The sequence below is a fragment of the Bradyrhizobium sp. 62B genome (genome assembly GCF_030272265.2).
GTDB lineage: Bacteria > Pseudomonadota > Alphaproteobacteria > Rhizobiales > Xanthobacteraceae > Bradyrhizobium.
The window spans coordinates 6618328-6630993 of record NZ_CP092841.2; the positions used below are offsets into that span (position 1 = coordinate 6618328).

Here is a 12666-nt window from a genome sequence, read left to right on the forward strand (position 1 = left end):
ACGGGCTCGACCGTCATTGCGACGAGCTCTTGCAACGAAGCAGTCCAGACTGTCTCCGCGGAGAGATTTCTGGATTGCTTCGCTCCGCTCGCAATGACGGAGGATCCGGTAACGACGTGCCTAAAACGGCAGCCCCACGTAGTTCTCCGACAGCGACGTCATTGCCGCCTGCGACTGCGTGACGTAGTCGAGCTCGGCGAGCTGGATGCGCGCGCCGATGCTGCCGGTATCGGGGAATTTGTGCAGCATCGAGGTCATCCACCAGGAGAAGCGCACGGCCTTCCATACCCGCGCCAGCGCCGTGGCGGAATAGGCGTCGATGCCGGCGCTCGACTTCTCGTCGTAGAACTCGCGCAGCGCGCTCGACAGATAATGCGCATCGCTGGCGGCGAGGTTGAGACCCTTGGCGCCGGTCGGCGGCACGATGTGGGCGGCATCGCCGCACAGGAACAGCTTGCCGAAACGCATCGGCTCGGCGACGAAGCTGCGCAGCGGCGCGATGCTCTTCTCGATCGAGGGGCCCGTGACGAGGCTGTCGGCGGCCTCCTGGTCGAGCCGGCGCTTCAACTCGTCCCAGAAGCGATCGTCCGGCCATTGATCGACATGGTCGTCCAACGAACACTGCACATAGTAGCGGCTGCGTCTGGTCGAGCGCATGGTGCAGAGCGCAAAGCCGCGGGCGTGGTTGGAGTAGATCAGCTCGTGGCTGACCGGCGGCGTCTCCGACAAAATGCCGAGCCAGCCGAACGGATAGACCCGCTCGAACTCCTCGATCGCCGAGGCCGGAACGCTGGCGCGGCTGACGCCGTGGAAACCGTCACAGCCGGCGATGAAGTCGCAATCCAGCGTGTGAGTGACGCCGTCCTTCACCCAGGTTACGCGCGGGTGACTGCCGTCGAAATCATGCGGCTGCACGTCCCTGGCCTCGTAGACCGAGATGAGACCGGCGGCCTTGCGCGCATTCATCAGGTCGAGCGTGACCTCGGTCTGGCCGTAGATCATGACCGTCTTGCCGGTCGCGGCCTTCATGTCGATGCGATGACGGCGGCCGGAAAAGGCGAGCTCGATGCCCTCGTGCACCAGACCTTCGGCATGCGCCCGGGTTCCGGCGCCGACCTGGTCGAGCAGCGCGACGGTTCCCTCCTCCAGCAGGCCGGCCCGGATGCGGCCGAGCACATAGTCCGGGCTCTGCCGCTCCAGGATGACGTTATCGATGCCGTAGGCATGCAGCAGTTGCCCAAGCAACAATCCGGCTGGCCCGGCCCCGATGATTGCGACCTTTGTCCGCAATACTTGCTCCTTCCGATCCTGTAGGCTTTTGGCAGGGCCGCTTGTCGCGCCGGCCCGCGGACGATAATTATATCATATAACGTTTGGGCAAAAGGGGAGCGATGGTCGCCCGGGCAGCGACAAAATCCATGCAACATGGCTGACGTAGATGGCGCGCCGAGGCGAGTGCCAATTCCGGCTTGAACGCGCCGGCCAATTAGATAACATGTTAATTAACGAGACCGGGCCATCGAAGCCCGCCGTCGAAACAGGGAGAGACGCGTGATGAGAAAAGCCTGTCTGGCATTGCTGCTGGCCGCGAGCGTGACGCCTGCCTTGGCGCAGGACAAGACCTTCGATCTGAAGATCTCGCACTGGGTGCCGGCATCGCATCCGCTGCAGAAGTCGCTGGAGGACTGGGCCGCGGCGGTCGAGAAGGATTCCGGCGGCACCATCAAGGGCAAGGTGTTTCCCGCCCAGCAGCTCGGCAAGGCGTTCGACCATTACGACATGGCGCGGGACGGCATTGCCGACGTCACCTACGTCAATCCCGGCTACCAGCCCGGCCGCTTCCCGATCATCGGCGCCGGCGAACTGCCGTTCCTGATCTCGGACGCCAAGGGCGGCTCGATGGGGCTGGACGCCTGGTATCGCAAATACGCCGAGAAGGAGATGAAGGACGTCAAGTACTGCCTCGCCTTCGTCCACTCGCCCTCCTCATTCCATTCCAAGACCAAGAAGATCGTCATGCCCGAAGACGTGAAAGGCATGAAGATCCGCCCGGCGCACGCCACCATGGCGAACTTCGTCACCTCGCTCGGCGGCACCAACGTGCAGTCCTCGGCACCGGAAGTTCGCGACATCATCGAGCGCGGCGTGGCCGACGGCGTCACCTTCCCCTGGGGATCCCTGGTGCTGTTCGGCATCGACAAGGTGACCAAATACGACATGGAGGCGCCGCTCTACACCACGACCTTCGTGTTCGTGATCAACAAGGACAAGTACAATGCGATGTCCGACAAGCAGAAGGCCGCGATCGACAAGAACTGCTCGGTCGAGATGGCCGGCGTGGTCGGCGAGCACTGGGGCAAGTTCGAGGATGCCGGCATCGACAAGGTGAAGGCCGAATCCGGCCACGAGGTCTACAAGCTGACACCCGAGCAGACCGCCGCCTGGAAGAAGGCCGCCGAGCCGCTGGTGAAGACCTGGAGCGAGGGTGCCAAGAAGGGCGGCGCCGATCCCGATGCCGCGCTGGCGGAGCTCAAGGCCTCGCTGAAGAAGTACAACGCGCTGGCGGAGTGAAGCCGGACTGCGGCCGCGCACTCGCTGCACCTCTCCCGCTTGCGGGAGAGGTCGCGCCGAAGGTGCGGGTGAGGGATTTCTCCTCTTGGGCGTTCTCGATTGTGGAAGCACCCTCTCCCCAACCCTCCCCCGCAAGCGGGGGAGGGAGCGCTCCTTCTTCGCGGCAACAGCTGAACCCAGCTTCGCTAATTCTAGATAGGACTCATCGCCCATGAAGCGCTCCTGGATGGACCGCATCATCGACACGATCGAATGGATCGCGGCCGGCTTCGTCGGCATTGTCGCGCTCGACATCTTCCTGTCGGTGCTGCTGCGCAACACGCTGAACTATTCGATCCCCGACAGCTTCGACATCGGCCGCATGCTGCTCGGCATCCTCATTTTCTGGGGCATCGCGGCGACCTCCTATCGCGGCACCCACATCACGGTCGACCTCGTCTGGGGCAATGTCGGGCCGCGCTATCAGCGCTGGATCGACGTGTTCGCAACCTTGGTTCTGCTGTTCGTCGTCACCGTGCAGACCTGGACGCTGTTCGACAAGGTGCGCGGCACCTACAACGACAACGTCCAGACCTTCGACATGCACATGCCGACCTGGCCGTTCTTCGCGATCGCCTGGATCGGCGACGTTTCCGCCGTGCTGCTGATCGCGATCCGCACCTACCGATTGATCTTCCATCCTGAAGACATGCACGATCCCAAATTGAAGGCGACGGAGTAATCATGAGCACCGATGCCGTCGCCTTAATCGGCTTCGTTTCCCTGTTCGCCCTGATGCTGCTGCGCGTGCCGGTCGGCATGGCCATGGGCCTCGTCGGCGTGTCCGGCTTCGCCTATCTCGTCAACGGCAATGCGGCGCTGAAGCTGGTCGGCCAGACCTCGATGCGCACGGTCACCGACTACACGTTCGGCGTCATCCCGATGTTCCTGCTGATGGGCTCGTTCGTGTCCAATTCCGGCATGAGCCGCGAGCTGTTCCGCGCCGCCAACGGTTTCGTCGGACACTTACGCGGCGGGCTCGGAATCGCCACCGTCGGCGCCTGCGGCGGCTTTGCCGCGATCTGCGGCTCATCGGTTGCGACCGCCGCGACCTTCTCCGCCGTCGCTTACCCCGAGATGCGCCGCTTCGGCTATCCGCAATCCTTTGCCACCGGCGTGATCGCCGCGGGCGGAACACTGGGCGCGATGCTGCCGCCCTCCACCGTGCTCGCCGTCTACGGCATCATCACCGAGCAGGACATCGGCAAGCTGTTCATCGCCGGCATCATTCCGGGCCTGCTGGCGATGTCGATGTACATGATCACGATCTTCCTGATCGGCTATTTCCGGCCCGACTTCCTGCCCAAGGGCAAGGTGACGCCGTGGCGTGAGCGCTTTGCCGGCCTGAAGGAGATCTGGGCGCCGGTGCTGCTGTTCGTGTTCGTGATCGGCGGCCTCTACGGCCTGCCCTTCCTGCCGCGCTTCACGCCGACGGAAGCCGGCGGCGTCGGTGCCGCGGGCGCCTTCATCATCGGCGTGGTCACCGGGCGGCTCGACCGCGAGAAGATCCTGGCCTCGCTGCTGCAGGCGACACGCACCGCGGCCGCCGTCTTCACCGTGCTGATCGGCGCGCTGATCTTCGGCTATTTCCTCACGGTGACGCAGACGCCGCAGAAAGTGACCGAGTTCCTCACCGGCCTCGGCCTCGGCAGCTACGGCGTGCTGGCGCTGATCATGGTGATGTATCTCGTGCTCGGCTGCCTGATGGACGCCATGGCGATGATCATCCTCACCGTGCCCATCATCTTCCCCGTCATCACGCATCTCGGCTTCGACCCGATCTGGTTCGGCGTCATCATCGTGATGACGGTCGAACTCGGCCTGATCCACCCGCCGGTCGGCATGAACGTCTTTGTCATCAAGAGCGTAGTGAAGGACGTCTCCTTCTCCACGATCTTCAAGGGCGTGATCCCGTTCGTGGTCACCGACCTGATCCGCCTCGTGATCCTGATCGCCTTCCCGCTGCTGGCGACCTGGCTGCCGACACGGATGATGGCGAATTAGGAGACGTGATAGAGCGGCGAGTTATCTTCCCCTCTCCCCCTGTGGGAGAGGGTGGCTCGCCGCGATAGCGGCGAGACGGGTGAGGGTCTCTCTCCGCATGCACCTGCGTTTGCGGAAGCAACCCCTCATCCGGCGCTACGCGTCACCTTCTCCCACAAGGGGAGAAGGAAGGGCAGCGGGGCACTGCGATACATTGGAGGCGACCGATGATCCCCATCCTCGAGACCAAATACGTCTTCACCATCACCGCGCGCATCGGCGACGTCGTGACAGCCGGCGAGACCGGGATCGGCGTTCGCCGTATCATTCCGATCATCGGCGGCGAAGTGACGGGCGCGATATCAGGCAAGGTGCTCCCCTTCGGCGCCGACTTCCAGACCATCCGCCATAACGAGCTGATCGATCTCGAGGCGAAATATGCCTTCGAGACCGACGACGGTGCCGTGGTCTATGTCGAGAACAAGGGCATGCGTTTTGGCCCGGTCGAACTGCTGCAGAAGCTCAAACGCGGCGAGCCGGTCGATCCCAAGCTGATCTATTTCCGCACCGTGCCGAAGTTCGAGACCGGGCACGAGAAATATCGCTGGCTGATGGAGCACATTTTTATCGGCTCGGCCGCGCGCCATGCGGATCGCGTGGTGATCGACGTGCATCAGGTGGTGTGACAACATCCTCCATCGTCGTCCCTGCCCGGTGCGCAATTGCGCACGGGGCGCAGGAAGCCATACCGCGTGATTTATCGAGTGCGGGCGGTTGGCGTACCGAACGACGAGCCTTCGCCAAACTCCTCCCTGGGGTTATGAGTCCCTGCGTGCGTGCGCAGGGACGGCATAGTGTGCAGAGCAGCATTCTGCGGCCCGTGACCTTGACTCCCCCAAAATTCGTTATACAACATAACTATTCTGACAAGGACGCAAATGACACAGGGAAACGCCGAGACCGCTGATGCGGGTGCCTCCGGGCTGCTCCGGATCGAGAGGGCGGACCGGGTTCTGACCGTGGGTCTGAACCGGCCGGCCAAGCGCAATGCGCTGAACGACGGCATCATCCTGGAAATCGGCGCGTGTTTCGCCAACCTGCCCGAGGACATCGGCGCGGTCGTCATCCACGGCATCGGCGATCATTTCTCCTCGGGCCTCGACCTCTCCGAGCTGACCGAGCATGACGCGACCGGCGGCCTGCTGCATTCCCAGATGTGGCACCGGGTGTTCGACCGCATCCAGTACAGCCGCGTTCCCGTGATCGCGGCGCTGAAGGGCGCCGTGATCGGTGGCGGGCTGGAGCTGGCCTGCTCGGCGCATATCCGCGTCGCCGAACCCTCGACCTATTTCGCGCTGCCCGAGGGACAACGCGGCATCTTCGTCGGCGGCGGCGGCTCGGTGCGGCTGCCCCGGCTGATCGGCGTAGCCCGGATGATGGACATGATGCTGACGGGCCGCGTCTACAGCGCGACCGAAGGCGCCTCCTACGGTTTCGCGCAATATGTGACGGAAAGCGGCAACGCGCTCGGCAAGGCGATGGAGCTTGCCACGAAGGTCGCCTCCAACGCGCCGCTGACGAATTTCGCCGTGCTCCAGGCGCTGCCGATGATCGCGGAGGCCAATCCGCAGACCGGCCTCCTCATGGAATCGCTGATGGCGACCGTCGCGCAGAGCGACAAGGAGGCCAAGCGGCGGATCCGCGAATTCCTCGAGCACAAGACCGCAAAGGTGAAGCCCAAGTCATGAGCGCGCAGCCGTCCTCTTCCAGCATGGAGCGCGGCGCGAGCACTTTCCCGCTGCGGCCCATCTCGTTCGGCGATCCCGTCGTCGACATCGAACGTCGCGACGACGGCACGATTTACCTGCGGCCCAAACAGCCGCTCGGCGACTATCCCGTCCGCATCACCGACCGCCTGCATCATTGGGCGGCGACCACGCCGGATCGCGTCTTCATGGCGGAGCGCGAAGGCGGCCGCGGCTGGCGCAAGATCACTTACGCCGAGCTGCTCACCGCGAGCCGGCACATCGCGTCGAGCCTGATTGCGCGCGGCCTGTCGGCGGAGCGGCCGGTCGTCATCCTCTCCGGCAATTCGATCGACCACGCCTTGCTCGCGTTCGGCGCGTTCTATGCCGGCATTCCGTTCTGCCCGGTGTCGCCGGCCTATTCGCTGGTGTCGAAGGATTACGGCAAGCTGTCCTATCTGATGAAGCTGCTGACGCCTGGCCTCGTCTTCGCCGAGGATGCCGACAAGTTTGCCGATGCGCTCGCCGCCAATGTCTCGCTCGGCACCGAGATCGCAGCGTCCTACGGCCATGTGCCCGGGCGCGACGTCACCCTGCTCGCCGACCTCATGGCGGCGCCGATCCGCGGCGATCTCGACGAGGTCCATGGCAGGATCGGCCCCGACACGATCGCAAAGTTCCTGCTGACCTCGGGCTCGACCGGCAACCCGAAGGCCGTCATCAACACCCAGCGCATGATCTGCGCCAACCAGGTGATGCTGCGCGAGACGCTCGCCTTCCTGAAGGACGAGCCGCCCGTCATCATCGACTGGCTGCCCTGGAATCACACCTTTGGCGGCAACCACAATATCGGGCTGACGCTCTACAATGGCGGCTCGATGTATCTGGACGCCGGCAAGCCGATGCCCGGCGGCATCGAGGAGACCGTGCGCAATCTCCAGGAGATCTCGCCGACGGTCTATTTCAACGTGCCCAAGGGCTATGAATCGCTGCTGCCCTATCTGCGCGACGACCAGGGCCTGCGCGCAAAGTTTTTCGACCGGCTGCACGCGATGTTCTTCTCGGGCGCCGCGCTCTCGCCCTTCATCTGGGACAGTCTCGACGAGCTCGCGGTGAAGGAAAAAGGCTATCGCGTGCCGATGCTGACCGGACTCGGGGCGACCGAGACCGCACCGTTCTTCATGTCGGTCAACCCACGCACCAGCCGCTCGGGCCATGTCGGCCTGCCGGTGTCGGGCAACGACGCCAAGCTGGTGCCGAACAACGGCAAGCTGGAGGTACGCGCCAAGGGGCCGAACGTCATGCCCGGCTATTGGCGCCAACCCGACATCAGCGCGAAATCCTTCGACGAGGAGGGATTCTACAAGATGGGCGATGCGCTCAAGCCCGCAGACCCCGACGATCTCAACGCCGGCTTCGATTTCGACGGCCGCGTCGGTGAAGATTTCAAGCTCGCCAGCGGCACCTGGGTCAGCGTCGGCCCCCTGCGTGCACGCCTCACGGCGGCCTGCGCGCCGCTGGTGCGCGACGTCGTCATCGCCGGCATCAACCGCGACGAGGTCTCCGCGCTGGTCGTGCTCGACCTCGACGGTTGCCGGCTGATCAACCCGACGCTGCCAACCGACGATCTCGTCGTCGCGACGCGCGACCGGCTGGTGCGCGAAGCCTTTCGCGAGCGCCTGACGCGCTTCCTCAGCCAGGCCACGGGATCCTCGACGCGGATCACGCGCGCGATCCTGATGGACGCACCGCTCTCGATCGACAAGGGCGAGGTCACCGACAAGGGCTCGATCAACCAGCGCGCCGTGCTCGAGCACCGCGCAGAATTGATCGAGGAGCTCTACGCTGCCAATCCGTCGGGCCGTGTGATATCGGTTGGATAAGAAATCATCGCATTAGGAGAACGCCATGTTGTTGAAGGATCAGGCAGCCATCGTCACCGGCGGCGCATCGGGACTGGGCGCTGCCACCGCGCGAAAACTGGCGGCGCAGGGAGCCAAGGTCGCGGTCTGCGACCTCAATACCAAGCTTGCCGAGACGGTAGCCGCCGAGATCAAGGGCGTGGCCGTGACCTGCGACGTCTCCGATGCCGCCTCCGCTGAAGCTGCGGTCGCGCAGGCCGCGAAAGCTCATGGCCCGGCGCGCGTGCTGGTCAATTGCGCCGGCATCGGTGTTGCCAAGCGCGTGGTCGGCCGCGACGGCCCGATGGCGCTCGCCGATTTCGACAAGGTGATCAAGGTCAATCTGATCGGCACCTTCAACATGCTGCGCCTTGCGGCCACCGAGATGTCCAAGCTCGAGCCGCAGGCGACCGGCGAGCGCGGCGTCATCATCAACACGGCGTCCGTCGCGGCCTATGACGGCCAGATCGGCCAGTCCGCCTATTCGGCCTCCAAGGGCGGCATCGTCGGCATGACGCTGCCGATCGCGCGCGAGCTCGCGCAGTTCGGCGTCCGCGTGCTGACCATCGCACCCGGCCTGTTCCTGACGCCGCTGCTGGCGAACCTGCCTCAGGAAGCCCAGGACTCGCTCGCCGCCGCCATCCCCTTCCCGCGCCGGCTCGGCCAGGCCGACGAATTCGCCGCGCTCGCGCTGCACATGGTCGAGAATGCGTACCTGAACGGTGAAGTGGTGCGCCTCGACGGCTCGCTGCGCATGGCGCCGAAGTAAGGCCAGCCCATGTTCGTGAACCGGCGCGAGGTCCAGATCCAGTGGGGCGATTGCGACCCCGCCAACATCGTCTATTACCCTCGCTATTTCGCGATGTTCGACGATTCGACCTCGACCCTGTTCGAGGTCGCCGGGTTCTCCAAGCAGGACCTGGTCCGCAAATACGGCCTGGTGGGCATCCCCATGGTCGACACGCGGGCCAAGTTCTACATCCCTTCGACCTATGGCGACTGGATCACCATCGAAACGAAGATCGAAAGCATCAAGCGCTCGAGCTTCGAGGTGAAGCACAATGTCTACAAGGGCGAGTCGCTGGCGATCGAGGGGTTCGAGACCCGCGTGCTGGTCGGCCGCGATCCCGTTAACCCCGACAAGCTGAAATCGGCACCATTCCCGGCGGAAATGGTAGCCAAATTCACGGGAAGCTAAATCGCCGCATCACCAAAAGAGGGGGCTGAATTACCCCCCGATTTCTGCTTTCAAAGAAACACGTAAAGGGAGGAATAAATGAAACGCTTTTACCTGACTGCCGCGATCGCCGCGGCGACGCTGGCCCTGCCGGCGCTGCCCGCACTGGCCCAGACCAGCGACATCACCATCGGCATCACCACCACCACGACCGGTCCCGGCGCAGCACTCGGCATCCCCGAGCGCAATGCGCTGGAGTTCGTGCCGAAGGAAATCGGCGGCGTGCCGCTGAAGGTGATCGTGCTCGACGACGGCGGCGATCCCACCACGGCAACCACCAACGCCCGCCGCTTCGTGACCGAATCCAAGGCTGACATCATCATGGGCTCGGCGCTGACGCCGCCGACGATCGCGGTCTCCAACGTCGCCAACGAAGCCGGCATTCCGCATTTCGGCCTCGCACCGTTCCCGATCACGCCGGAGCGCATGAAGTGGTCGGTGGCGATGCCGCAGCCGATTCCGATCGTCGGCAAGGTGCTGTACGACCACATGAAAGCCAAGGGCGTGAAGACGCTCGGCTATATCGGCTACTCCGATTCCTATGGCGATCTCTGGTTCAACGATTTGAAGGCCCAGGCCGTGCCGATGGGCATGACCATCGTCGACGAGGAGCGTTTCGCCCGTCCCGACACCTCGGTGACCGGTCAGGTGCTCAAGCTCGTCGCCGCCAATCCCGACGCGATCCTGGTCGGCGCGTCCGGCACCGCGGCCGCGCTGCCGCAATCCGAGCTGCGTGAACGCGGCTACAAGGGCCTGATCTACCAGACCCACGGTGCCGCCAGCATGGACTTCATCCGCATCGCCGGCAAAGCGGCGGAAGGTGTGCTGATGGCTTCGGGCCCGGTGATGGACCCGGAAGATCAGCCGGACGAAGCCGCCACCAAGAAGCCGGGCCTCGCGCTGAACTCGGCCTATGAGGCCAAGTACGGTCCGAACAGCCGCAGCCAGTTCGCCGGTCATTCCTACGATGCCTTCGAGATTCTCAAGCGCATCATCCCGACCGCGCTGAAGACCGCCAAGCCGGGCACGCCCGAATTCCGCGAAGCGATCCGCAAGGCGCTGCTGTCGGAGAAGGAGCTGGCGGCGAGCCAGGGCGTCTACAACTTCACTGAAAAGGACCGCTACGGCCTCGACGAGCGCTCGCGCATCCTGCTCACGGTGAAGGACGGCAAGTACTCGCTGGTGAAGTGAGCGCACCGAAAGATTTAGGACGACGAGAGCCGGCCCATCGGGCCGGCTCTTTTAATTTTGGCTTGGAGAATGCTGGCCCCGGCAACGCTGCGCCCCCTCGCCCGCTTGCGGGAGAGGTTACAGCAAGCGTGCCGCTACGCCGCGGCCTCAAGCCGCCTGCCGCAGCGGAGCCCAGGCGAATTCGGGGTAATACGTATCCATCATGCGGTCGACGAAGGCGGTGAGGTTCGGAAACCCTTCCGCGCGCTCGCGCAAGACCGATTCGAAGAACGGCGTAAGGATGCCGGCGAGCATGCCGAAGGCGGTGGCGTCGACGCCGCAGGGCTTGTTGCCCATCAGGTACGCCTTGTCGCCGAGCTGTACCGAGAGCGCAAAGAGCGAGCGCACGGCGAGGTCGACGTCGTCATCGGGCGCGTGGCGGCCGAGGCCCGAGAGCAGATAGTTCTCGGCGACGCGGAACTGCGCGTCCTCGCGTAGCTTCTCGCGGTTGTGCTCCGGCGCGCCGTCGAAGAAATGCGCAGGTCCCTTGGCGAAATTCACCGGATCGACCCAGCGCGCCCCGACCAGCCCCCAATAGACATGGTGCTCGATCATGCGTTCGAACGCCCAGGCTTGCGCCCGCTCGGCCAGCGACAGGCCGGCGTCGAAATCGAAGCCGTAGCGGCGCTCGATATGGGCGCGAATGAAGGTGGAATCAGCCACCGCCTCGCCGCCGTCGTCGAGGAACGGCAATTGCCCCTTGGGGGAGGCCGGCGGCATCGCCCGCTCCTTCCGGTAGGGCAGTCCAGCCATCTTGAGCTGCACCTCCGTCTTGGTGACGAAGGGGCTGATTTCCGGCAGGCCGAAGCCGGTGCCAAAGCCGTAAAGCGTGATCATGCGAGCTCTCCTGAACCTCTCGAAAGTTGGCGGAACCTAGCGACCGGCTGCTGCCACCATGGTGGCAGCAGCCGTGATATCTTCTGCGAAGCGGGCCCCCTGCCAGGCGCGGCCCATCACATGGCGGACCAGCGCGTCCGCGGCCTGGGTCAGCGAGCGTGCCACGACGCTTGCAAGGGCAAACCGGAGGTCGACGGCCATGAGATCGAGCGAAACGAGGCGGGCGAGCGCCGACACGGACCACGCCTGGGCCCGCAGCATCGGAATGGCCGGGCCGAAATGGGTCGGAATGATCATGGACAAATCCTCTTCAGTCGCTGTGTTGTCCCGGTATAGAACCCCCCTGCTGCCAACATCCTGTCAGCAGCCGCGCGCCGCCTTCTGAAAAAACCACCGATGAGAGAATTGTCATGAGACGCGCCGACCGGCTGTTTCAGATCATCCAGGTACTGAGGCGCACGCGTAAGCCGCTGACGGCGGACGCCATCGCGGCCGAGCTCGAGACCTCGAAGCGCACGATTTATCGCGACATCGCAACGCTGATCGGCCAGCGCGTGCCGATCCGGGGGGAAGCCGGCATGGGCTACATCCTTGAAAAGGGTTTTGACCTGCCGCCCTTGATGCTGACGCCCGACGAGATCGAGGCGGCCGTGCTGGGCGCACAATGGGTCGCCGGCCATGCCGATTCGGCACTGGCACGCGCGGCCGAAGATCTGATGGCGAAGATCGCCGACACCGTCCCCGAGCGCCTGCGTCCCTTCGTGCTGGAGCCGGCGAGCCGCGCACGCCCAAGCTGGAACCGGGAGCCGGACCGCCTGGACATGGTGCGCACCCGCACCCAGATCCACGAAGGCAAGAAGATCATGCTGCGCTATCGCGACGAGCAGGGCCGCGCCAGCGAGCGCATGATCTGGCCGATCTCGGTCGGCTATCTCGAGGCCGTGCGCCTGCTCGCCGCCTGGTGCGAGCTGCGCGGCGACTTCCGCAGCTTCCGCACCGACCGCGTGGTGGAGGCGAATTATCTCGAGGAGAAATATCCGGAACGACGCGATGTGCTGCGCGCAAGATGGCGGCAGAGTCTGGTCTGGGGCCCGCCCAAGGATACCTGAAGGACACGTGACGA

The 12666-nt window shown here is 64.4% G+C and carries 13 protein-coding genes; 10 read left to right on the forward strand and 3 right to left on the reverse strand.

Features of this window, described 5'->3' with window-relative positions; translation table 11 throughout:
• Positions 1-120 precede the first annotated feature (120 nt).
• The gene (pobA, locus tag ML401_RS31735; protein ID WP_212067847.1) at positions 121-1290 is read right to left on the reverse strand and encodes a 4-hydroxybenzoate 3-monooxygenase; all 1170 of its coding nucleotides are present in this window, start codon (positions 1288-1290) and stop codon (positions 121-123) included.
• Between the two features lie 264 nt (positions 1291-1554).
• On the opposite strand from pobA, the gene ML401_RS31740 reads away from it, so the two are divergent.
• From ML401_RS31740 to ML401_RS31780, 9 genes are all read left to right on the forward strand, one after another.
• The gene (locus ML401_RS31740) at positions 1555-2571 is read left to right on the forward strand and encodes a TRAP transporter substrate-binding protein (RefSeq protein WP_194404517.1); all 1017 of its coding nucleotides are present in this window, start codon (positions 1555-1557) and stop codon (positions 2569-2571) included.
• A gap of 211 nt (positions 2572-2782) precedes the next feature.
• Positions 2783-3292, forward strand: a complete 510-nt coding sequence (locus ML401_RS31745) for a TRAP transporter small permease (protein ID WP_194404518.1) — start codon at positions 2783-2785, stop codon at positions 3290-3292.
• Between the two features lie 2 nt (positions 3293-3294).
• Positions 3295-4614 (forward strand): TRAP transporter large permease, encoded by a 1320-nt coding sequence (locus ML401_RS31750; protein WP_194404519.1) that lies wholly within the window; start codon positions 3295-3297, stop codon positions 4612-4614.
• Between the two features lie 206 nt (positions 4615-4820).
• Complete coding sequence (locus ML401_RS31755) at positions 4821-5279, forward strand: DUF3237 domain-containing protein (protein WP_285808010.1); 459 nt, start codon at positions 4821-4823, stop codon at positions 5277-5279.
• 252 nt (positions 5280-5531) lie between these two features.
• Positions 5532-6341, forward strand: coding sequence for a crotonase/enoyl-CoA hydratase family protein (locus tag ML401_RS31760; RefSeq protein ID WP_194404521.1), 810 nt, complete (start codon positions 5532-5534; stop codon positions 6339-6341).
• A complete protein-coding gene (locus tag ML401_RS31765) occupies positions 6338-8221 on the forward strand; it encodes a feruloyl-CoA synthase (protein WP_194404522.1) in 1884 nt (627 codons plus the stop codon). Before ML401_RS31760 ends, ML401_RS31765 begins: the two co-directional genes overlap by 4 nt.
• A 25-nt stretch (positions 8222-8246) precedes the next feature.
• On the forward strand, positions 8247-9008 hold the full coding sequence (locus ML401_RS31770) for an SDR family NAD(P)-dependent oxidoreductase (RefSeq protein ID WP_063200588.1): 762 nt from the start codon (positions 8247-8249) through the stop codon (positions 9006-9008).
• Positions 9009-9017: 9 nt separating this feature from the next.
• Complete coding sequence (locus ML401_RS31775; protein ID WP_212067841.1) at positions 9018-9437, forward strand: thioesterase family protein; 420 nt, start codon at positions 9018-9020, stop codon at positions 9435-9437.
• Between the two features lie 78 nt (positions 9438-9515).
• Entirely contained in the window at positions 9516-10667 is a 1152-nt protein-coding gene (locus ML401_RS31780) for an ABC transporter substrate-binding protein (RefSeq protein ID WP_194404524.1), read from the forward strand.
• A gap of 147 nt (positions 10668-10814) precedes the next feature.
• On the opposite strand, the gene ML401_RS31785 is transcribed toward ML401_RS31780, so the two are convergent.
• Positions 10815-11543 carry a glutathione S-transferase family protein gene (locus ML401_RS31785; RefSeq protein WP_285808011.1) on the reverse strand — a complete coding sequence of 243 codons (729 nt, stop codon included), beginning with the start codon at positions 11541-11543 and terminating at the stop codon, positions 10815-10817.
• A gap of 36 nt (positions 11544-11579) precedes the next feature.
• A complete protein-coding gene (locus tag ML401_RS31790) occupies positions 11580-11840 on the reverse strand; it encodes a hypothetical protein (RefSeq protein ID WP_212067839.1) in 261 nt (86 codons plus the stop codon).
• Positions 11841-11953: 113 nt separating this feature from the next.
• Here ML401_RS31790 and ML401_RS31795 point away from each other — a divergent pair, with 113 nt between their 5' ends.
• A complete protein-coding gene (locus ML401_RS31795; RefSeq protein ID WP_194404527.1) occupies positions 11954-12652 on the forward strand; it encodes a YafY family protein in 699 nt (232 codons plus the stop codon).
• The last annotated feature ends 14 nt before the right edge of the window (positions 12653-12666 follow it).

Bases quoted from the DNA above. Each gene is read 5' to 3' on its own strand.
- ML401_RS31765 (WP_194404522.1), top strand. From the start codon at position 6,338: ATGAGCGCGCAGCCGTCCTCTTCCAGCATGGAGCGCGGCGCGAGCACT.
- ML401_RS31760 (WP_194404521.1), top strand. From the start codon at position 5,532: ATGACACAGGGAAACGCCGAGACCGCTGATGCGGGTGCCTCCGGGCTG.
- ML401_RS31745 (WP_194404518.1), top strand. From the start codon at position 2,783: ATGAAGCGCTCCTGGATGGACCGCATCATCGACACGATCGAATGGATC.
- ML401_RS31750 (WP_194404519.1), top strand. From the start codon at position 3,295: ATGAGCACCGATGCCGTCGCCTTAATCGGCTTCGTTTCCCTGTTCGCC.
- ML401_RS31795 (WP_194404527.1), top strand. From the start codon at position 11,954: ATGAGACGCGCCGACCGGCTGTTTCAGATCATCCAGGTACTGAGGCGC.
- ML401_RS31740 (WP_194404517.1), top strand. From the start codon at position 1,555: ATGAGAAAAGCCTGTCTGGCATTGCTGCTGGCCGCGAGCGTGACGCCT.
- ML401_RS31755 (WP_285808010.1), top strand. From the start codon at position 4,821: ATGATCCCCATCCTCGAGACCAAATACGTCTTCACCATCACCGCGCGC.
- ML401_RS31790 (WP_212067839.1), bottom strand. From the start codon at position 11,840: ATGATCATTCCGACCCATTTCGGCCCGGCCATTCCGATGCTGCGGGCC.
- ML401_RS31775 (WP_212067841.1), top strand. From the start codon at position 9,018: ATGTTCGTGAACCGGCGCGAGGTCCAGATCCAGTGGGGCGATTGCGAC.
- ML401_RS31785 (WP_285808011.1), bottom strand. From the start codon at position 11,543: ATGATCACGCTTTACGGCTTTGGCACCGGCTTCGGCCTGCCGGAAATC.
- ML401_RS31770 (WP_063200588.1), top strand. From the start codon at position 8,247: ATGTTGTTGAAGGATCAGGCAGCCATCGTCACCGGCGGCGCATCGGGA.
- ML401_RS31780 (WP_194404524.1), top strand. From the start codon at position 9,516: ATGAAACGCTTTTACCTGACTGCCGCGATCGCCGCGGCGACGCTGGCC.